At 73.7% G+C, this 19256-nt stretch carries 16 protein-coding genes; 8 read left to right on the top strand and 8 right to left on the bottom strand.

Features of this window, described 5'->3' with window-relative positions; translation table 11 throughout:
- Nucleotides 1-3: 3 nt before the first annotated feature.
- From L6E12_RS16345 to L6E12_RS16335, 3 genes are read right to left on the bottom strand one after another with little or no spacing between them, the layout of a single operon-like run.
- Entirely contained in the window at nucleotides 4-414 is a 411-nt protein-coding gene (locus L6E12_RS16345) for a VOC family protein (protein WP_236228776.1), read from the bottom strand.
- 5 nt (nucleotides 415-419) lie between these two features.
- Nucleotides 420-869 carry a helix-turn-helix transcriptional regulator gene (locus tag L6E12_RS16340; protein ID WP_035277719.1) on the bottom strand — a complete coding sequence of 150 codons (450 nt, stop codon included), beginning with the start codon at nucleotides 867-869 and terminating at the stop codon, nucleotides 420-422.
- A complete protein-coding gene (locus L6E12_RS16335) occupies nucleotides 850-1878 on the bottom strand; it encodes a YafY family protein (RefSeq protein ID WP_236228775.1) in 1029 nt (342 codons plus the stop codon). The genes L6E12_RS16340 and L6E12_RS16335 overlap by 20 nt, the downstream gene beginning before the upstream one ends.
- A gap of 61 nt (nucleotides 1879-1939) precedes the next feature.
- Here L6E12_RS16335 and L6E12_RS16330 point away from each other — a divergent pair, with 61 nt between their 5' ends.
- The 3 genes from L6E12_RS16330 to L6E12_RS16320 all read left to right on the top strand — a co-directional run bounded on the left by L6E12_RS16330 (nucleotide 1940) and on the right by L6E12_RS16320 (nucleotide 4078).
- Nucleotides 1940-2284: a DUF664 domain-containing protein gene (locus L6E12_RS16330; RefSeq protein ID WP_236228774.1), complete on the top strand. Its 345-nt coding sequence runs from the start codon at nucleotides 1940-1942 to the stop codon at nucleotides 2282-2284.
- A gap of 5 nt (nucleotides 2285-2289) precedes the next feature.
- Nucleotides 2290-3402 (top strand): winged helix DNA-binding domain-containing protein, encoded by a 1113-nt coding sequence (locus tag L6E12_RS16325; RefSeq protein WP_236228773.1) that lies wholly within the window; start codon nucleotides 2290-2292, stop codon nucleotides 3400-3402.
- A gap of 100 nt (nucleotides 3403-3502) precedes the next feature.
- Nucleotides 3503-4078, top strand: coding sequence for a DUF3558 family protein (locus tag L6E12_RS16320; RefSeq protein ID WP_308074921.1), 576 nt, complete (start codon nucleotides 3503-3505; stop codon nucleotides 4076-4078).
- A gap of 91 nt (nucleotides 4079-4169) precedes the next feature.
- On the opposite strand, the gene L6E12_RS16315 is transcribed toward L6E12_RS16320, so the two are convergent.
- The gene (locus L6E12_RS16315; RefSeq protein WP_236228772.1) at nucleotides 4170-7199 is read right to left on the bottom strand and encodes a glycine--tRNA ligase; all 3030 of its coding nucleotides are present in this window, start codon (nucleotides 7197-7199) and stop codon (nucleotides 4170-4172) included.
- 409 nt (nucleotides 7200-7608) lie between these two features.
- On the opposite strand from L6E12_RS16315, the gene L6E12_RS16310 reads away from it, so the two are divergent.
- Entirely contained in the window at nucleotides 7609-9381 is a 1773-nt protein-coding gene (locus tag L6E12_RS16310) for an ABC transporter ATP-binding protein (RefSeq protein WP_236228771.1), read from the top strand.
- Nucleotides 9382-9613: 232 nt separating this feature from the next.
- Entirely contained in the window at nucleotides 9614-10309 is a 696-nt protein-coding gene (locus L6E12_RS16305; RefSeq protein WP_236228770.1) for a DUF5710 domain-containing protein, read from the top strand.
- Between the two features lie 211 nt (nucleotides 10310-10520).
- Here the strand turns inward: L6E12_RS16305 and L6E12_RS16300 are convergent, their stop codons facing one another.
- Nucleotides 10521-10922 (bottom strand): hypothetical protein, encoded by a 402-nt coding sequence (locus L6E12_RS16300; protein ID WP_236228769.1) that lies wholly within the window; start codon nucleotides 10920-10922, stop codon nucleotides 10521-10523.
- 296 nt (nucleotides 10923-11218) lie between these two features.
- A complete protein-coding gene (locus tag L6E12_RS16295; protein ID WP_374201889.1) occupies nucleotides 11219-12595 on the bottom strand; it encodes an MFS transporter in 1377 nt (458 codons plus the stop codon).
- 132 nt (nucleotides 12596-12727) lie between these two features.
- Between L6E12_RS16295 and L6E12_RS35115 the strand changes: the two genes are divergently transcribed.
- The 3 genes from L6E12_RS35115 to L6E12_RS16280 all read left to right on the top strand — a co-directional run bounded on the left by L6E12_RS35115 (nucleotide 12728) and on the right by L6E12_RS16280 (nucleotide 17375).
- Complete coding sequence (locus L6E12_RS35115) at nucleotides 12728-13399, top strand: hypothetical protein (RefSeq protein ID WP_304523888.1); 672 nt, start codon at nucleotides 12728-12730, stop codon at nucleotides 13397-13399.
- Complete coding sequence (locus L6E12_RS16285; RefSeq protein ID WP_236228767.1) at nucleotides 13396-16758, top strand: ATP-binding protein; 3363 nt, start codon at nucleotides 13396-13398, stop codon at nucleotides 16756-16758. Before L6E12_RS35115 ends, L6E12_RS16285 begins: the two co-directional genes overlap by 4 nt.
- A gap of 119 nt (nucleotides 16759-16877) precedes the next feature.
- On the top strand, nucleotides 16878-17375 hold the full coding sequence (locus tag L6E12_RS16280; RefSeq protein WP_236228766.1) for a DUF4240 domain-containing protein: 498 nt from the start codon (nucleotides 16878-16880) through the stop codon (nucleotides 17373-17375).
- 133 nt (nucleotides 17376-17508) lie between these two features.
- Here the strand turns inward: L6E12_RS16280 and lysX are convergent, their stop codons facing one another.
- Nucleotides 17509-19008, bottom strand: coding sequence for a bifunctional lysylphosphatidylglycerol synthetase/lysine--tRNA ligase LysX (gene lysX / locus L6E12_RS16275; RefSeq protein ID WP_236228765.1), 1500 nt, complete (start codon nucleotides 19006-19008; stop codon nucleotides 17509-17511).
- Nucleotides 19009-19099: 91 nt separating this feature from the next.
- On the bottom strand, nucleotides 19100-19255 hold the full coding sequence (locus tag L6E12_RS16270) for a DUF397 domain-containing protein (RefSeq protein WP_236228764.1): 156 nt from the start codon (nucleotides 19253-19255) through the stop codon (nucleotides 19100-19102).
- Nucleotide 19256: the final 1 nt, after the last annotated feature.

Here is a 19256-nt window from a genome sequence, read left to right as displayed (position 1 = left end):
GGCTCAGCGCAGTTCCTGGATGCGGACCAGGTTGCCCGCGTCGTCGCGGACGGCGCAGTCGCGGACCCCGTAGGGCTGCTCGGTCGGCTCCTGGACGACCTCCACGTCGGTCGCCTGCAACCGGGCGAAGGTGCCGTCGAGGTCGGGGGTGGCCAGCAGGACCGCGGCGTAGCTGCCCTTGGCCATCATCTCGGTGATGGTGCGGCGCTCGTCCTCGGTGATCCCGGGGTCGGCGGCGGGCGGGTGCAGCACGATCGACGTCCCCGGCTGGCCCGCCGGGCCGACGGTGATCCAGCGCATGCCGCCGTAGCCGACGTCGTTGCGGACCTCGAAGCCCAGGGTGTCGCGGTAGAAGGCCAGCGAGGCCTCCGGGTCGGTGTGCGGGAGGAAGCTGGAGTGGATGGTGATGTCCATGGCGCTCACGCTAGGTGCGGCTCGGGCACCCGCGCTTCTCGATTCCTGACCGGTCTGGTGACCTGCTTCGCCACGCACGACGGCATCCCCGCCGTCGCCTGCGCCGCCTGCCGCCGGTAGGTGCTCGGCGGCACCCCGACCAGCTCGGTGAACCGGGTGCTGAACGTCCCCAGCGACGAGCACCCCACCGCGAAGCACACCTCGGTCACGCTGAGGTCACCGCGGCGCAGCAGCGCCATCGCCCGCTCGATCCGCCGCGTCATCAGGTAGCCGTACGGCGACTCCCCGTAGGCGAGCCGGAACTGGCGGCTGAGGTGCCCGGCCGACATGTGCGCGCCCCTGGCCAGCGCCTCGACGTCCAGCGGCTGCGCGTACTCCCGGTCGATGCGGTCGCGGACGCGGCGCAGCCGCGCGAGGTCACGCAGGTGCCGCGCTTCATCGGGTCTGCTGGTCACGGGCGAATCCTGCCACGTCGTGGCCCGGGGCGGCACCGTCCACAGGCAACCGCCGCCGCGGGTCCCCGGCGTGGGCGTAGCGGCGGGCGAGGTGGGCGAAGGCGTCGCGCAGCTCGGGCGGGCCGACGACCTCGATGTCCGCGTCGAACCGGCCGAGCGCGGCGGCCAGGCCGGTCCAGGACCACGAGCCCAGCAGGAGCCTGCACCGGTCCGGGCCGAGTGCTTCCACGACGCCGTCACCGCTGTAGGCGGACACCACGGAGGCGGGCAGGTCGAGGACGACCTCGCCGCGGCAGGGCCGGCCGCCGGTGGTGTCGGAGCCGCGGAAGCGGTTGGCCACGAAGGCGGGCACGTCGCCGCCGGGCAGGTCGCGGGGGGTGAAGCGGGGGCCGGTGGGGGTGCGCGGGGTGATGCGGTCGGCGCGGAAGGTGCGCCAGTCGTCGCGGTCGAGGTCCCAGGCGAGCAGGTACCAGCGGCCCGCGCGGGTGACGAGGTGGTGCGGTTCGACCCGGCGCGGCGGGGCGTCGGTGCGGTCCGGCGGGTAGTCGAAGCGCAGCACCTCGCGGGCGTGGACGGCGGCGCTCAGCGCGGTGAGCACGGCGCTGTCGACCCGGGCGTCGGACCGGTCGACGGCGGTGACCCGCAGGGTGTCGATGCGGTGGCGCAGCCGGGCGGGCATGACCTGCCGGACGGTGTTGAGCGCCCGCGCCGCCGCTTCCCCGATGTCCGCTCCGGAGGCGGCGGCGAGCTGGAGGGCCACGGTGAGGGCCACGGCCTGGTCGTCGTCGAACAGCAGCGGCGGCAGCTCCGCGCCCGCGTCGAGCCGGTAGCCGCCGTCGGGGCCCTTGACCGCGGTGATGGGGTAGCCGAGTTCGCGCAGGCGGTCGACGTCGCGGCGCACGGTGCGCGCGCTGACGTCCAGCCGCTCGGCCAACAGCGCCCCCGGCCAGTCCCGGCGTGCCTGCAACAGCGACAGCAGTGCCAGCAGGCGGGCGGAGGTTTTCGGCATGTTCCCATCCTGCCCGCAGAAGAGGACAGATCCTGTCCGCCACCCCTGCCACTGTTGCCCCATGCCGAACGACGCGGAGACGACCGCCACCCCCGACGCCGAGCGGGTCGACCTGCTCGCCGCGCTCGCCAAGGCCCGTGCGGCCCTGATCGCCACGACGAGCGGCCTCGACGACGAGCAGGCGGCCGCGCGCCCGACCGCAGGCGAGCTGTGCCTGGGCGGGCTGGTCAAGCACGTCACCGCCGTCCCCGACCTGTCGGTCACCCACCCGCTGCCGGACGCGCCGTGGCACGAGCCCGCCGGGGGCGTGCTCAGCGCGCGCGGGGCGCTGCTGCACGTCCTCGCCGAGACCACCCGGCACGCCGGCATCCTCCGCGAAGCCCTCGACGCGCGGAAGTCGAGCTGAGCGCCGTGAAGACCGATGGAAGCGCCGTGTTGGGCACCCGGGCGCTCAACCGCGCCACGCTCGCCCGGCAACTGCTGCTCGACCGCGCCGACGTGCCGGTCCTCGACGCCGTCGCGCACCTCGGCGGGGTGCAGGCCCAGGAGCCGCAGGAACCGTTCACCGGGCTGTGGTCCCGGCTGCGCGGGTTCAACCCGGCGGCGCTCTCGGACCTGGTGACCGGGCGGGGCGTGGTGCGCACCCACCTCATGCGCCGCACCGTCCACCTGGTGACCGCGGCGGACGCCCTGGCCTGGCGCACCCGCCACGACGCCATGTTGCGCCAACGGGTGCTCGGCACCTACCGCCGCGAACTCGCCGGGGTCGACCTCGACGCCCTCGCGGCGGCGGGCCGCGCGGTCCTCGCCGACGGCGAACCCCGCTCGATGGGCGACCTCGCCCGCGCGGTGGTCGAGCGCTGGCCCGCCGCAGGGGTGCGGCCGCTGGGGGAGGCGCTGGTCGCCGCCCTCGTCCCGGTGGTGCAGTTGCCGCCGCGCGGGCTCTGGCGGGTGCGGGCGGGCGCCCGGTACGCGCCGATGTCCACCTGGCTGGGGCGCGAGGTCGACCCGCTGCAGGATGGCCCCGACCTCGTCGGTCAGGCCCTGGTCCGGCGCTACCTGGCCGCTTTCGGGCCTGCTGCCACGGCTGACGTGCGGGCGTGGAGCGGCCTCGCGGGCCTTCCGACCGCGGTGAAGGCCCTTCGCGGGGAGCTGGTGGCCTTCCGCGATGAGCGAGGCCGGGAACTGCTGGACCTCGCCGACGCCCCGCGCCCCGATCCGGACACCCCGGCACCGGTGCGGTTCCTGCCCGCGTTCGACAACGCCCTCCTCGGCTACGACGACCGGAGTCGCATCGTGGACACCGCGCACCGGGGCCTGTCGGTGGCGGGGGAGCGGGCGGTCCTGGTGGACGGGCGGGTCGCCGCGACCTGGGTGGTGGAGGCGGGCACGGTGGTCGTCAACCCACTGCGCGGCTTCTCGCGGGCCGAGCGGGACGCGGTCGTCGAAGAGGGGCGGGAACTGGCCTTGTTCCTGTCCGACAAGGAGAGTGACCGCGTCCGGATCACCGACGTCGCAGGCTGAGCGCTGCGTCGGCTGCGGTTCGGCAGCGGTCGGTCCGCCATGAGAACTTTGCCGAACAGTGGCGTGACCTGTTCGCCAAGGGAAAGGGGAGCACAAGCGCGTGGTGCTTGCGGATCGGCTGGAGGCCGTGATCGGCCGGTGGGTTGTCGTCGGGCTCGTGGTGGTTGTGGCCGGGTGTTCGCCTGCGGAGACCGATCGGCCGGAGCCCACTCGGGGTGAGACCGCGGCACGGCCGGTGCCGGTGGTGCCTCCGGCCGGGGATGTCAGGCCGTTCGTCGACCGGGCCTGTGAGCTGTTGTCCGCTGAGGTCGCGGTGGGATTCGGGTTGTCCGTGCCCGGTGAGCAGAGCAGCACCCCGGACGGCGGTCTCTGCGTGTGGCAGGGGGAGGTGCGGGTGGGCTTGCAGGTCCGGCCCGGCGGGGATCCGCTCGGCGACAGCTACCGGCGCAGCGGCACCTGGCAGGTCTTCACCCCGCTGACCGTCGGCGGGCAGCCCGCGGTGCTCACCGGGACCGCTGATCCGGGTTCCGGCTGCCACCTCGTCGTCGGGACCGCGCCGGGGCAGGGGCTCGACGTCGACCTGGCCGGGCGGGAGGTGGGTGTCGACTGGTGTCGGCGGCTTATGGGCATCGGGGAGGCGATGATCGCGGAGGTGCGCAACCAGGCAGGAGGGTGAGCGCTCCTCCGCAGGGGTGACGCGGGATCGTGCCGGTCGTGCCGGGCGCGGGCGAGGCGGCACCCGGTCTGCGGGTGCCGCCTCGGGCCGCCTACAGCGCCTTCCAGTCCACCACGCCCTCGGCCAGGGCGGTGATGGTGGCCAGCAGGCCCAGCCGGGCGGCGCGGAGGCGCTCGTCCTCGGCCATCACCATGACCCCGTCGAAGAAGTCGTTGACCGGGGTGACCAGGGGGGCGGCCAGGGTGGTGAAGTCGGCCAGGTCGCGGGGGCGGTCTGCCAGGCGGGTGGCGACGGCGGTGACCACCTCGTGCAGGGCCAGTTCCACCGGTTCGACCAGGTCGCCCGCGTCGTACCGCGCCGAGGTTCCGGTGGGGACGATGCGGCGGGCTCGCTGCAGGACGGCGGTGAGGGCGGCGAAGTCCTCGTCGCCGATGCGCTTCTCCAGTTCCGCCAGGGTGGTGTCGGCGGTGGCGGGGGTGTCGGCGAGGGGGAGGACCGCCTGCACGAGGTTGTGCTCGTGGCCCGCGTCGAGGAGTTGCTGCTCGTAGCGGCGGATGGTGAACTCCCTGGCGTCGGCCAGGGCGTCCTCCTTCAGCTCCACGCCGTGGGCGGTGATGCGGGCGGCGGCCGCGGCCAGGCCCTCGGTGAGGGTGATGGCGGCGACGGCGGGGGTGGCGCGCAGGATGGTGACGACACCGCCCGCCGCGCGGCGCAGGCCGAACGGGTCGGAGCTGCCGGTGGGGGTGGCGCCGATGGCGAACAGGCCCGCCAGCAGGTCGAACCGGTCGGCCAGGGCCAGGACCGCGCCCGCCGCGCTCTCCGGGGGGGTGTCCGACGCGCTGCGGGGCTGCTCCATCTCCGCCAGGGCCTGGGCGACCTCGGGGGTCTCGCCCGCCCGGGCGGCGTACTCGCGGGCCATGGTGCCCGCCAGGCTGGACAGCTCGACGACCATGTGCGAGGCCAGGTCGAACTTGGTCAGGGCGCCCGCCCGCCCCACCGTGGCCCGGTCCTCGGTGGACAGGCCGGCCAGCTCGGCCAGGGTGCCCGCCACCGAGGCGATGCGGTCGGCGCGGTCGGCCATGGAGCCGAGGCGCTCCTCGAAGGTCAGCTTGACCAGGCCGAGGCGGTGCTGCTCCGGGGCGATCTTGAGGTCGGCGCGCCAGAAGAAGGCCGCGTCCTCGTAGCGCGCCCGCAGCACCGCCTCGTTGCCCGCGCGGACCAGGTCGCGGTCGCAGTCGCCGTTGGCGACGGCCACGAAGTGCGGGAGCAGGCCGTTCTCGCCGCGCACCGGCAGGTAGCGCTGGTGCTTGCGCATGACCGTGGTGAGGATCTGCTCGGGCAGGTCCAGGTACCGCTCGTCGAAGGAGCCGAGGATGGTGTTGGGTTCCTCGACCAGGTTGGTGACCTCGTCGACCAGGGCGGCCTCCGCGGTGGTGTCGACCGTGCCGCCGACGGTGGCCGCCAACTCGGCCGCGTCGGCGACGATGCGCTCCCGGCGCTGCCCGGCGTCGGCGACGATGCCGTGGCCCGCCAGGAACTCCAGGTAGCCCTCGGCCGACGGGACGCGGACCTCCGGCTCGGCCGCCGTGCGGTGCACGCGGGTGGTGGTGCCGCTGCGCAGCGACGACACCGCGACCGGCAGCTCCGCCTCGCCCAGCATCGCCAGCAGGTAGCGGACCGGGCGGCTGAACGACAGGCCCGGGTCGCGCCAGCGCATGTTCTTCTCCGCGCGCAGCTCGGTGACCACCTGGGCGAGCACGTCGCTGAGCACGGTCATCGCGCCCCGGCCCACGTCGGTGCGGACGACCGCGACGTGCTCGACGCCGTCGACGTCGACCCGCACCAGGTCGGCGGGGTCGACGCCCTGGCCCCTGGCGAAGCCCTGCGCGGCCTTGGTCGGGTTGCCGTCGGCGTCGTAGGCGGCGGTGACGCGCGGGCCGCGCACGGTGCGCTCGGCGTCGGGCTCGGCGGGCTGCACGTCCCGCACCAGGGCGATGATGCGGCGCGGGGTGGCGTAGCCGCTGATCTCGCCGTGGCCGAGCCGGGTGGCGGCCAGCTTGCCCGCCAGCACCTCGCGCACCCAGGTCGCGGTGGCGGTCACGTCCGAGTGCGGCATCTCCTCGACGCCGATCTCGAACAGCAGGGTGGCGGGCGCGTCGACCTCCGGCAGCGGTGCGGGCACCGAGGCGGGCGCCAGCGGCGCGACCACGCCCAGCGGGTGCTCCAGCTCCTGCCTGCGCTCGGCCCAGAGCTGGGCGGCGCGGCGGGTCAGGGTGCGCATCTGCCCGAACGACTTGGCCCGCTCGGTGGTGCTGATCGCCCCGCGCGCGTCGAGCACGTTGAACGCGTGGCTGCACTTGAGGACCTGCACGTACGCGGGCACCGGCAGGCGCACGTCGAGCAGCCTGCCCGCCTCGGCGGCGTGCTCGTCGAACATCCGCTTGGTGGCCTCGACGTCGGCGTCGTCGAGGTAGTAGCGGCTCATCTCGTACTCGGCCTGCCCGAAGATCTCCCCGTAGGAGATGCCGTCGGCGTAGGCGATGTCCTTGAAGTGGGCCACGCCCTGCAACGCCATCAGGATGCGTTCGAGCCCGTAGGTGATCTCCACCGACACCGGGTCCAGCACCAGGCCGCCCGCCTGCTGGAAGTAGGTGAACTGGGTGATCTCCAACCCGTCGAGCCACACCTCCCAGCCCAGGCCCCAGGAGCCGAGTGCGGGGGAGGCCCAGTTGTCCTCGACGAAGCGGATGTCGTGGGCGCGGATGTCGACGCCGAGCGCCTCCAGGCTGCCCAGGTACAGCTCCTGCGGGTTGCCCGGGTCCGGCTTGAGGATCACCTGGAACTGGGTGTGGGTCTGCAACCGGTTGGGGTTCTCGCCGTAGCGGGAGTCGTCGGGGCGGACGCTGGGTTCGACGTAGCCGACCCGCCACGGCTCGGGGCCGAGCACCCGCAGCATGGTGGCCGGGTTCGCGGTCCCGGCGCCGACCTCGGTGTTGAACGGCTGGGTCACCAGGCAACCTCGCTCGGTCCAGTAGCGCTGCAGTGCCAGCAGCGCGTCCTGCATCGTCGGCGCGCTGTTGGTGCTGTCCACCCGGACGTCGTGCTCGTTGCTGTCGGTCACCGGTTCCGAACCCCTCGTACGACCTGGTCGGTTGAACCTCTCGGTTCATTCAGGAACGGCATTCTGCCACGTGGCGGATCGCCTCCCGGCGCCCGCCGCTGCCGCGCCCGAGCCGGTCACCACCGCCCCGACCGGGGACAACCGACGTCACCGCATCGGACGACCCGGTTCCCGCGGGCGCCACCGCGCGCAACGCCACGACCCGGCGGACCTCGCCCCACCCGGGCACCGCCGCCGGTCCTCGCGCGGCCGGGCGGATCGACGTGGCCGGGCGCGGAGATCCTGTGCCACATTGGGTGGTGCGGGGTTCCCCGTCAGGCCCGACGGCCCGAGCGCCCGGCCGATCGAGCCCCTCGGCCGCACCCAGCGGGCAACCCGCCCACCGACCTCACTCACCCCGAGGACCACAGTGACCACCCGCACCGACAGCCCGTCCGCCCTCAGCGTCCTGGTCGGCTACGCCCGCCCCCACCGCGCGGTCCTGCTCGGCAGCCTGCTGCTGGTCCTCGTCGCGGGGGCCGCGGGGCTGGTCCAGCCCCTCGTCGCCCAGCACGTGCTGGAGTCGCTCGGCACCGAGGGGGCCGTGCTGCCGTGGGTGCTGTTCCTGGCGGCGCTGGTGGTGGCGGGGGCGGTGCTGACCGGCGTGCAGTCCTGGTGGCAGCAGCGGACCGCCGAACGGGTGGTCCGCCACGTCCGGCAGGACCTCGTGTTCCGGCTGATCCGGTTGCGGGTCCCCGAGCTGGACCGCCGCCCGCCCGGCGACCTCACCGCCCGCATCACCTCCGACAGCACACTGGTGCAGAACGCCGCCACCGAGGGGCTGGTGCAGGTGGCCAACGGCGTCCTGATGACCCTCGGGGCCGTGGTGCTGATGGGCGTGGTCAACCTCGTGCTGTTGGGGGTGACCGCGTCGGTGATCCTGGTCGTGGCGGTGCTGCTCGGGCTGGTCCTGCCGCGCATCCGGGCCGCGGTGGCGCGGGCGCAGGAGTCCGTGGGCGCGATCGGGGCGGCCCTGGACCGCACGCTGGGCGCGTCCAGGACCGTCAAGGCCAACGGGGCCGAGGCCAGGGAGACCGAGACCGCCAACGCCGCTGTCGAGCAGGCCTACCGGGCGGGTCTGGTCGGCGCCCGGTACGTCGCCATGGTGAAGGTGCTGTCCGGGGTGGCCATCCAGGCGGCGTTCCTCGCGGTGCTGGGGGTCGGCGGCGCCCTGGTGGCCTCCGGGGACATGTCGGCCCCGGCCCTGATCGCCTTCCTGCTCTACGTCTTCTACCTCACCGGTCCGCTGGCGTCCCTGGCCGGTGGCCTGGGCACCCTGCAACAGGGGCTCGGTGCCGTCACCCGCATCGACGAGGTGGCCAGGATGCCCATCGAGACCGACGTGGACGTCGAGGTCGAGGCGGTGGCCGGGGCCGCGCCGCTGGTCGAGTTCGACCGGGTGGAGTTCGCCTACCCGGGTCGCGGGCCCGCGCTGCGCGGCGTGTCCTACACCGTGCCGCCGGGGACCAAGACGGCGCTGGTCGGGCTGTCCGGGGCGGGCAAGACCACCATGTTCGCCCTGCTGCAGCGGTTCTACGAGCCGGTGGCGGGTGCCATCCGCATCGACGGCGTGGACATCGCCACCCTGCCGCGCGCCGAGGTGCGCAGGCGCATCGCCTACGTCGAGCAGGACGCGCCGGTCATGGCGGGGACCATCCGGGCCAACCTGCTCTACGCGGCCCCGGACGCCTCCGCCGCCGAGATCACCGAGGTGCTGCGGGTGACCCGGCTCGACACCTTCGTCGACCGGTTGGAGCACGGCCTCGACACCGAGGTCGGCGCCCGCGGCGTCACCCTCTCCGGCGGTGAGCGGCAGCGGTTGGCCATCGCCCGCGCGCTGCTGCGCAAGCCGGGGGTGCTGCTGCTCGACGAGGCCACCGCGCAGCTCGACGCGCGCAACGAGCACGCCCTGGGCGAGGTCGTCGACCAGGCCGCGCGCCGGTGCACGGTGCTGCTGATCGCCCACCGGCTGTCCACCGTCACCAGCGCCGACCAGATCATCGTCCTGGAGCACGGCCGGATCCGCGCCCAGGGCACCCATGGGGAACTGGTGCGCACCGACCCGCTCTACCGCGAGCTGGCGGCGACCCAGATGCTCGTCCCCGCCGACCCCGAGCCCACCGGCCTGGCGGGTGTGGGCTGACTCCCGAAGCGGTGGGTGTGCTGTTCGACATGACGCGAGAACCTGAATTCCGGTGGAGTCGGGCCGCGGTCTGTGGTGTGGTCAGTGGCGAGGACTTTCCGTGGGTGGACGGGCGCGGTCCGCGGGGGTTTCTGCCCGAGGGGGGTGCGGGCAGGCACCCCCGCGGACATCCCCACCGCGCGGGCGCCGGCTGACCTGGGGTGCGGTCGGCACACCACGGGAGGCAGCGGCGTTGGCTGAACGCGTCTGGCTGGACGTGCCCTACCGCGACAAGGACGAGGCGAAGTCCGCGGGCGCGCGGTGGGACCCGGCGGCCAAGCGGTGGTACGCCCCGCGCGCCGGGGTGCCGGGCCTGAGCCGCTGGGAGGCGCTGCCCGACGTCCCCGACCTGCTGCCCGGCGAGGACCGGGGGTTCGGCGCGGGCCTGTTCGTCGACCTGGTGCCGAGTTCGTGCTGGTTCACCAACGTCCGCTCCTGCGTCGACCCCCGCGACTGGGAGCGGCTGCGCCGGATGGTCACCCGACGCGCCGGGCAGCGCTGCGAGGTCTGCGCCCGCCCGGAGGCCAGGGCGGAACAGCGCCGGCTGGAGGTCCACGAACGCTGGTCCTACGACGCCACCCGCCGGGTCCAGTCCCTGCGCCGCCTGATCTGCCTGTGCACCGACTGCCACCGCACCACCCACTTCGGGCTGGCCCAGGTCAGGGGAACCGACGGGGTGGCGCTCGCGCACCTCATGGCGGTCACCGGCTTCTCCCGGTCGCGGGCCGAACAGCACGTGCGCGAGGCGTTCGCCGCCTGGGAGCAGCGGTCGCGCACCCACTGGTCGCTGGACCTGGACATCCTGACCGGCGCGGGCGTCACCGTCGTCCCCCCACCGGACCCGGCGGCCCGCTCCCGCGCGGCGGGCGACGCACTCGGGCGCGGCTGAGCGCTCACCCGGTCGCGGCGCGGTGGACGATGCGCGCGACCAGGCCGGGATTGCACGCGCGGCGATCTGCCGTGGGAGCGGGGGGTGTCGAGTTCCGGGTGGACAGCGCAGCGGCCGGTCGGGCGGAGTGCTGGTGGCTCCGCCCGACCGGCCGCTGTGGGCCGGAAGCGTCTCGGTCTCCCCGAGCGGTGTCCGGGGCGCTAGCCGGTGTTCACCCGGCACGGTCCTCCGTGCTGGTGGGCCTGGTGGTGGAGGACGGGCACGGCGCCTCCGAGGACGAGGTCTCGCTCGGTTCCTCGGTGGGCTCCGCCCGTTCGACGTCGGCCGCTCGTGGGCGCTCGGTGAGCCGGACCGGGGCAGGCTCTTCGGCCACCGCGCCCATCCGGGTGTCCTCGTCGTCCTCGTCGTCGTCATCGGACGGTTGGGTGGAGGTGGTGCAGCTCGGCGGGAACGACGACGGTGGGGTGGAGCTGGACGTCGGCGCGGCGCGGTCGAATGCCGTGGGGATCGGGTCCTCGGGCGCTGCCGTGGCGAGCGCGACGGAGACACCGGCCAGGGACACGACGGTCGCGGCGGCGAGTGCGGCGGCGAGCCGGGTGGCCTTACGACTCATGTGGCGGGCCTTTCTCGGTGGTCGGGATCGCTGTCCAAGACCTACCAAGAAGCACGTCCGCCGACGAGTGGATCATCCGGCCGGGCTGCGCTGAGCGTGTGGGTTTCAAACGGGATTTTCCGGGTCTCCGCCTCGGAAGGATGAGGTACAAGGTCCCATTTCGCAGTGCGTGACGGCCTACCCGCAAGGGGGTGCGCATTCGGGGAACTGTCACCCGGATGGTTCGGCTTGGCCGAATTCCTTCGAATCGGGCATCCCGCTTCCGGTGGACGGTGACCCGGGTGGGCGGCGCCGGATCAGTGGGTGGTGGTGGGCCTGCGGCGGTGGGCGGTGTCGATGACGTACTCGTGGCGGTGCCGCCAGCCGGTGCCGGTGCGGACCGCGCCGGTGAGGTGCGGGTGGTCGGCGGGCAGGTCGTCGTGGTGGTGGTCGAGGGGGCGGGGGTCGGCGGCGGGCCAGGTGGCGGTGCCGTGGGCCAGGCCCGCGGCGGCGACGGCGGCCAGGCAGGCCAGGGTGGCCGGGGTGCCGAGGGTGGCGCCGAGGACGCCCGCCAGCAGGTAGGTCACCAGCCACTCCGCGTGGGAGAGGGCGTACTGGGCGGCGAACAGCGCGGGCAGGCCCTCCGCCCGCGCGGACGCCCGGATCAGCCGCCCCACCGGGGTCAGCACCGCCGAGTGGGCCGCCCCGAGCAGCGGCCACAGCCCGAGCAGCAGCCCCCACCGCGCCCCCACCGCCGCGAACAGGCAGGCCCCGGCCGCCAGCACCGCGACCACCCCCACCGCGGCCCCGGTCATCACCGTGCGCTCCGGCAGCCGGTCGAGGAAGCGGGGCAGCAGCAGCGCCGCCGCCATCGACCCCGCCCCGAACGCCCCCAGCGCCACCGCGACCGCCGGGTTCCCCAGCCCGAGGTCGTCGCGCACGATGACCACGGTGTTGACGATGACCACCGCTCCCGCCGCCGACGCGGCCAGGTTGAGGCCGAGCTGCGCCCGCAGCCGTGGTGTGCGCACGTAGGCCCGGATCCCGAACAGCGTCCGTTCGGCGAACCGCGTCGTCCGGTCCACCGCGCCCGCGGGCAGGCGCACCGCCGCCACCAGCGCGGCCGAGGCGCAGAACCCCACCGCGGTCCCGGCGAACAACCCGGAGAAGCTGACCACCGCGAGCAGCGCCGCTGCCAGCACCGGGCTGAGCACGCCTTCCAGGTCGTACGCGAGCCGCGACAGCGACAGCGCCCGGGTGTAGTCGCGTTCGTCGGTCAGCACCAGGGGGATCGTGGCCTGGAAGGCGGGGGTGAACGCCGCCGACGCCACCTGCAGCGCCACGACCAGCACCACCACCTGCCACACCGCGCCCACCCACGGCAGGCACAGCGCCACCGCCGCCCGCACCAGGTCCAGGGACACCAGCAGCGCCCGCCGCGGCAGGCGGGTCACCACCGCGGCGGCCACCGGGGCGACGACGACGTTGGCGACCATCTTCACCGCCAGCACCCCGCCGAGCACCACCCCGGCTCCCGCCCCGGCCAGTTCGTGGGCCAGCAGGCCGAGTGCCACGGTCGCCAGGCCGGTGCCGAGCAGGGCGACGACCTGGGCGGTGAACAGGTTCCGGTACGTGCGGTCGGCCAGGGCGGACACGGTTCCTCCTCGGGTCCGGCCGAGGATAGGTGCAGGCATATGCATGCGACAATGTGTCAGCAGCCAGTCCCTGGCAGGTGCGAACGGGTCGCGTGTCCGGCAATTGACCGGTTTTTGGCATTGGCCCGTACGGGTAACGGTGTTGGACTGGGAGCGATGAACAGCTCTGTGATGGCGGATGTCGATCTCTCGGTCCCGGAACGCACAGCCCTGTGGGTGCTGATGCACTTCGTCGAGGAGGTGCCCAACTCCCGGATCGCCGAGGAATTCGGGTTCACCATCGACGCCAAGGCGCGGGATCGGCTGGTGGAGCTGGGGTACGTCACCTGTCGGCGGGCGACGGGGCCGGGGCGGCCGTTCCTCCACGAGCTGACCGAGGCGGGGTGGAAGCGGTGCGGCACCGAACTCTCCGCCCGCGCGCCCAAGGGCGCCGACAAGGCGTACCGGCTCATGCACCCGGTGCTCAACGACATCGCGCGGTTCCTGGCCCACCACGGTTTCCAGATCGCCGACGTCTACGCCAGCGAGGTCACCCGCGCGCAGGAGCCGGAACTCCCCGCGGTCGACGACCGGATTCGCGCGGCCTACCTGGACTTGGCGGCGGAGCCGGAGGCGTTGGTGAACCTCGACCAGGTCCGCACCGCCCTCGCCGACCTGTCCCGCGAGGAAGTCGACAAGGCGCTGCTGCGCTTGGACCTGCTGCCCGGGGTGTACCTGGTCCCCGAGGACGACCAGAGGTCGCTCTCGGCGCGGGAGCGGGCAGCGGCCATCCGCATCGGTGGCGAGGACAAGCACCGGCTCTGCATCACCCCGTCGGCGGCGGCACCCCACCCGGTGCCGTGAACGGGGCCGAGCGCGCGGCACTCGCGGCGTTGCAGGTCAACTGGTCGCCGACCCGCGAGGACGTGTGGCAGCCGCTGCGCACCCACGTCGACGGCCTCAACGACCTGGTGGCGAACACGGTGCTGTCCGCGTTCGACGCGGCGCACCGCGACTCCGGCGGCGGTGGTCAGGTCGGGGTCGTGATGGTCGGGCAGAACGGCGCGGGCAAGACCCACATGATCCGCTGGTTGCGGGAGCGGGTGCAGCGCGCGGGCGGCTACTTCGTCCTCGTGCACCTCCAGCAGAAGAAGGACTTCTGGCAGAACATCGTCAGTTCCGTGCTGGACGACCTGCGCAAGTGCTCCGCCACCGGCAAGTACCCGCTGTTCGAGCTGGTCGACCGGCTCGCCTGGCACGTCTGCGTCCCGGACGGGGTGGTCGGGCGGATCGTCGAGGCCCCCACCCCGGACCCGGCCGCGCTCGACGAGTTCGTGCACGCGCTGCGCCGCGCCGACCGCCGCCTGGGTGCCGAGTGCAGGCACATCCTGCGGGCGCTGCTGCTGTTCGCCGCCGCCGACCCGGTGGCCCAGGACGAGGGGGAGGCGTTCCTGACCTCCACGGTGCTGCCCGGTGCGGAGCTGTCGCCGTGGGGCGCGCTGCCGGAGCCGCCGCCGCCGGACGCGGTGCTGCGCGGGCTGTCGTCGCTGATGGCGGTCACCGGGCCGATCCTGCTCGCGGTGGACCAGATCGACTCGATCATCGACGGTTCCGACCCCGGCGCGGACGGCGCGGTGGGGGTCGAGCGCGGGGAGCTGGCCGGGCAACTGGGCGGCGGGCTGATGGAGCTGCGCGAGGTCATGCCGCGCACCGTCACCGTGGTGAGCTGCCTGCCCCGGTCGTGGGAGCTGATCCGCGCCAACGGCGTGCACAGCGTCGAGGACCGCTTCCACGTGGCGCCGCGCCTCGACCGCATCCCCTCCGCCGAGGTGGGCCGGGCGCTCGTCGCCGCGCACTTCGCGCCCCGGTTCGAGGTGCTGCCCGACTTCACCCCGCCGTACCCGACCTGGCCGGTGGTGCCCGAGGCGTTCGCCGAGGCGCCCCGGTTCACCCCGCGCGGGCTGCTGCAACGCATCCACCGGCACGTCAAGGCGTGCCAGGCCATCGACCGGTTCGTGCCGCTGGCCGACCTCGGCGACGCCACGCCGACGGCGCCGGTGGAGCCCGCGCCGCCGCCGCCCGCCGGGGCCGCCGAGGTCGCCGCCCTGGACACCCGGTTCGCCGCGCTGGTCACCGACGCCGACGTCACCGCCGCCCTCGACGGCCGCACCGAGAACGTCGAGATGACCGCACTGTTGGGCATGGGGTTGGAGTTCTGGGTCGACGAGCAGGACACCGACCGCCAGTCCTACTCCGTCGACGGGTCGACGGGGAGCAAGCCCGCCCTGCACGCCAGGCTGCGCAAGACGATCGACGTGGAGACCGAGGACCAGGTGCACTGGTCCTTCCGCTCGATCGCCGCCACGCAGGCCAACGCGGTCCTCGCCCGGCTCAACCGGGCCTGGGACGTCGGCGGCCTGGACCCGGCCGTGCCCAAGCGCAAGGTCTACCTGCTCAAGCCCGGCACCTGGCGCACCGGACCGGTGACCGAGGCCAGGATCGCGGAGTTCACCAAGGCCGGTGGGGTCGTGCTGCCGGTGGACGTCGGGGACCTGCGGGTGTTCGCCGCACTCGGCGCGCTGCGGAAGCTGAACCCGCCCGGGTTGCACGCGTGGACCCGGCTGCGGCGGCCCGCGGGGAACACCGCGCTGCTGCGCGCGGTGTTCGGCGACCCCGCGCCGGGATCGGAACCCGCACCGCCGCCCACCCCGGAACCGGAACCGCTGCCGGAGCCGGGGTCGGCCGAGTTCGGCTGGCCGAGCCACGACCCGGACGGCAGCCGCGACCACCCCGGACTCGCTCCGGAACCGGACCCCGGTTCGGAAGTGGCTCCCGCTCAGGGAAGGGCGGCCCGCTCGGGAGACCGATCCGGCCCGGGAGACCAGCCCGGCCCGGGAGAGCAGCCCGGCTTGGCCGGAGCAGGCGACATCGGCGGGGGAGCAGGCCCGGGAGGGGAAGCCGCGGCGCAGGCGGCGGGGGACTCGGCGGCGGTGCTGTCCGTGGGGACGGCGATCGAGACCGGCGAGAGCGTGGACCTGCCGTTGGAGGCGCTGCGCAAGCACGCCGTCGTGTTCGCCGGGTCGGGGTCCGGCAAGACCGTGCTGCTGCGCAGGCTGATCGAGGAGTGCGCCCTGCGCGGGGTGTCGAGCATCGTGCTCGACCCCAACAACGACCTGGCCCGGTTGGGCGACGCCTGGCCGACGCCGCCGGAGGGCTGGGGGCCCGGTGACGCCGCCAGGGCCGAGGACTACCTCGCCAACACCGACGTGGTCGTCTGGACGCCCCGGCGCAGCCTCGGCCGCCCGCTGACCTTCCAACCGCTGCCCGACTTCGCCGCCGTCCTGGACGACGCCGACGAGTTCGCCCTGGCCCTGGACACCGCCGTGTCCGCGCTGGCCCCCCGGGCCCGGGTGGACGGCGGGACCGCCAAGGCCGAGCGCGGGCGGGCGGTGCTGCGCGAGGCGCTCTCCCACTTCGCCGAGAACGGCGGGTTCGGGCTCAAGGCGTTCCTGACCCTGCTCGGCGACCTGCCCGAGGACGTCACGTCGCTGAACAAGGCCACCGGCATGGCCGCGGACATGGCCGACACGCTCACCGCCGAGATGATCAACGACTCGATGTTCGGCGGTTCCGGCACCGCCCTGGACCCCGGTGTCCTGCTGACCCCGCCGCCGGGCAAGCGGGCCAGGGTGTCGGTGATCAGCTTCATCGGGCTGCCGACGAACGAGCAGCGGCAGGGCTTCGTCAACCAGTTGCAGATGGCCCTGTTCGCCTGGATCAAGCGCAACCCGGCGGGCGACCGGCCGCTGGGCGGGCTGTTCGTGATGGACGAGGCGCAGACCCTGGCGCCGTCCGGGCGGATGACCGCGTGCACCGAGAGCACCATCGCCCTGGCCGCGCAGGCCCGCAAGTACGGGCTCGGGCTGGTCTTCGCCACGCAGGCCCCGCGCGGCATCCACAACCGCATCGCGGGCAATGCCGCCACCCAGTTCTACGGCTTCCTCAACAGCCCCACCCAGATCGAGGTGGCCAAGGAGTACGCGCGGGCCAAGGCCAGCGGGGTCCTGGACATCTCCCGGCTCGGCGCGGGCCAGTTCTACGCGGCGGGCGAGGGCACCGCGTTCCGCAAGCTCGCCACCCCGCTGTGCCTGAGCCACCACCCCAAGAGCGCGCTGACCGCCGAGGAGGTCCTCGCCCGCGCCGCCGCCGACCGCGAGGACTAGGGAGTGTCCTGCAAGCGGTTGGTCCGCGGGTCTGCTGCGTGTGGATGATGGTCGGTCAGGGTGAGGGACCGGAGGTGGGCGGCGATCGCACCACGTGGTCGTCGCTATCGTGCGCCTGCATGGACGACGAGCAGTACTGGGCACTGGTGGAGCGGGCCCGGGAGGCGGACCCCGGCGACGTGTCGGGGTCGGTGGTGGGGGTGTTGCGCGGGCTGTCGCCCGCCGAGGTGGTGGCGGCCGACCTCGCCTTCCGGCGGATCTCGGCGACCGGCTGCACCTGGGCGCTGTGGGGCGCGGCGCACCTGATCACCGGCGGGTGCTCCGACGAAGGGTTCGACTGCTTCCGCGGCCAGTTGGTGGCGCTCGGGCGCGAGGTGTTCGAGAACGCGGTGGCGGACCCGGATTCGCTCGCCGACGTGGTGGGCGCCGACGGCGTGGACTCGGCGTTCGACGAGGGCGTGCTGGACGCGGCGTGGACGGCCTACCGGGCGTTGACCGGGGAGGATCTGCCGATGCGCCAGGGAGTCCGGTACCCCGCCCTCGGCGAGGGCTGGGACTTCGGCGACGACGCGGAGATGCGCGCCCGCTACCCGAGGCTCGCCGCGGTGTTCCTCTGACGCGGGCCCGCGTGGTCGCCTGGCGGGTGTGACAGATCGGCCGATGGCGATCCGGGGCGGCCCCGTGGCGGTGCGGGACGAGGACACCGGTACCGGTGCCCTCTGTCCACTGCGGCCGGGAGCCGCCCCGCGCTCAGACGGGTTTGACCATCGGGAACAGGATCGTGTCCCGGATGCCCTTCCCGGTGAAGGCCATGATCAGGCGGTCGATGCCGAGCCCGGCGCCCGAGGTGGGCGGCATGCCGTACTCCAGCGCGCGCAGGAAGTCCTCGTCGAGCTGCATGGCCTCGGGGTCGCCACCGGACGCGAGCAGGGACTGCTCCGTGAGCCGACGGCGCTGCTCGACGGGGTCGACCAACTCCGAGTAGCAGGTCCCGAGTTCCATGCCGAACCCGATGAGGTCCCACTTCTCGGTCAGCAGCGGGTCGTCGCGGTGCTGGCGGGTGAGCGGGCTGGTGTCCACCGGGAAGTCGCGCACGAAGGTCGGCTGGATCAGGGTGTGCTCGACCAGTTCCTCGAACAGGTGCTCGACCAGCTTGCCCGGCCCCCAGGCGGGGTCCCAGGTGATCTCCCGGGAATCGGCGTGCTCGCGCAGCCGCTCGACGGGTGTCCGGGAGTTGACCTCCGCGCCGAGGGCGTCGGACACCGAGCCGTGGAGCGTGATCGACGGCCACTCGCCGCCCAGGTCGATGTCGCCGTGCTTGGGGTTGCGCACGACCGTGTCGCCGAACACCGCGGTGGCGGCCCGCCGGATGAGGTCCTGCATCAGGGCCATGCCGGTGTTGTAGTCGCCGTAGGCCTGGTACCACTCCAGCATGGTGAACTCGGGGTTGTGCGTGGAGTCGGCGCCCTCGTTGCGGAAGTTGCGGTTGAGTTCGAAGACCTTCTCGATCCCGCCGACCACCAGCCGCTTGAGGTACAGCTCCGGCGCGATCCGCAGGTACAGGTCGAGGTCGTAGGCGTTGATGTGGGTCGAGAACGGCCGCGCCGTCGCCCCGCCGTGGACCTGCTGCAACATCGGGGTTTCCACTTCCAGGAACCCGCGTTCGAGCAGCCCGGACCGGATGGCCTGCACCGCGGCGGCGCGCTGCTGGACCATCTGCCTGGCCTCGGGGTTGACGATCAGGTCCACGTAGCGCTGCCGGACCCGCGCCTCCGGGTCGGTCAGGCCCTTGTGCTTCTCCGGCAGCGGGTGCAGGCACTTGGCGGTCAGCGCCCAGCTCTCGGCCATGATCGACAGCTCACCGCGCTTGGAGGTGATGACCTCGCCGGTGACCCCGACGTGGTCACCCAGGTCGACGTCGCCCTTCCACGCGTCCAGCGACTCCTGGCCGACCTTGTCCAGGGAGAGCATGATCTGGATCGAACCGGAGTCGTCCTTGATCGTGGCGAAGCACAGCTTGCCCCCGGTCCGGTACAGCATGATGCGCCCGGTGAGAGCCACCTGCTGCCCCGTGGCCTGGTCGGGGTCGAGGTGCCCGTGTTTCTCGCGGACCTCGCCGATGGTGGCCGTGCGCGGGTAGCCGACCGGGTAGGGGTCGACCCCGGCGGCGCGCAGCCGGTCCAGCTTCTCCCGCCGGATGCGCAGTTGTTCGGGCAGGTCGTCGTGGAAGCTGTCTTGCTCGTCACTCACACGGCCGAGTCTATCGACCCAGATCAGGCGCCCGAACGGCAACCGCCCGGAGGGGGCCACCGCGGTGCGGTGGCCCCCTGTGAAGCGCGGCTCAGCGGCTGAGCTGGGCGATCAGCTCGCGGACGGCGGTGCGGGTGACCGGGAGGGTGACGCCGGGGCGCTTGCTGTCCCGGACGGCTGCGAGATCCTGCCGCAGCTCGACACAGTCACTGGTGTTGCCCGAGCGGGATGACTTGCGCCACTCCATG

Origin of the sequence: Actinokineospora sp. PR83 (genome assembly GCF_021056305.1) — a bacterium.
Taxonomy (GTDB): Bacteria; Actinomycetota; Actinomycetes; order Mycobacteriales; family Pseudonocardiaceae; genus Actinokineospora; species Actinokineospora spheciospongiae.
This window is presented reverse-complemented; position numbering and strand designations above follow the sequence as displayed.

Bases quoted from the DNA above. Each gene is read 5' to 3' on its own strand.
- L6E12_RS16270 (WP_236228764.1), bottom strand. From the start codon at position 19,255: ATGGAGTGGCGCAAGTCATCCCGCTCGGGCAACACCAGTGACTGTGTC.
- L6E12_RS16345 (WP_236228776.1), bottom strand. From the start codon at position 414: ATGGACATCACCATCCACTCCAGCTTCCTCCCGCACACCGACCCGGAG.
- L6E12_RS16295 (WP_374201889.1), bottom strand. From the start codon at position 12,595: ATGCCTGCACCTATCCTCGGCCGGACCCGAGGAGGAACCGTGTCCGCC.
- L6E12_RS16280 (WP_236228766.1), top strand. From the start codon at position 16,878: ATGGACGACGAGCAGTACTGGGCACTGGTGGAGCGGGCCCGGGAGGCG.
- L6E12_RS16300 (WP_236228769.1), bottom strand. From the start codon at position 10,922: ATGAGTCGTAAGGCCACCCGGCTCGCCGCCGCACTCGCCGCCGCGACC.
- L6E12_RS16335 (WP_236228775.1), bottom strand. From the start codon at position 1,878: ATGCCGAAAACCTCCGCCCGCCTGCTGGCACTGCTGTCGCTGTTGCAG.
- L6E12_RS16330 (WP_236228774.1), top strand. From the start codon at position 1,940: ATGCCGAACGACGCGGAGACGACCGCCACCCCCGACGCCGAGCGGGTC.
- L6E12_RS35115 (WP_304523888.1), top strand. From the start codon at position 12,728: ATGGCGGATGTCGATCTCTCGGTCCCGGAACGCACAGCCCTGTGGGTG.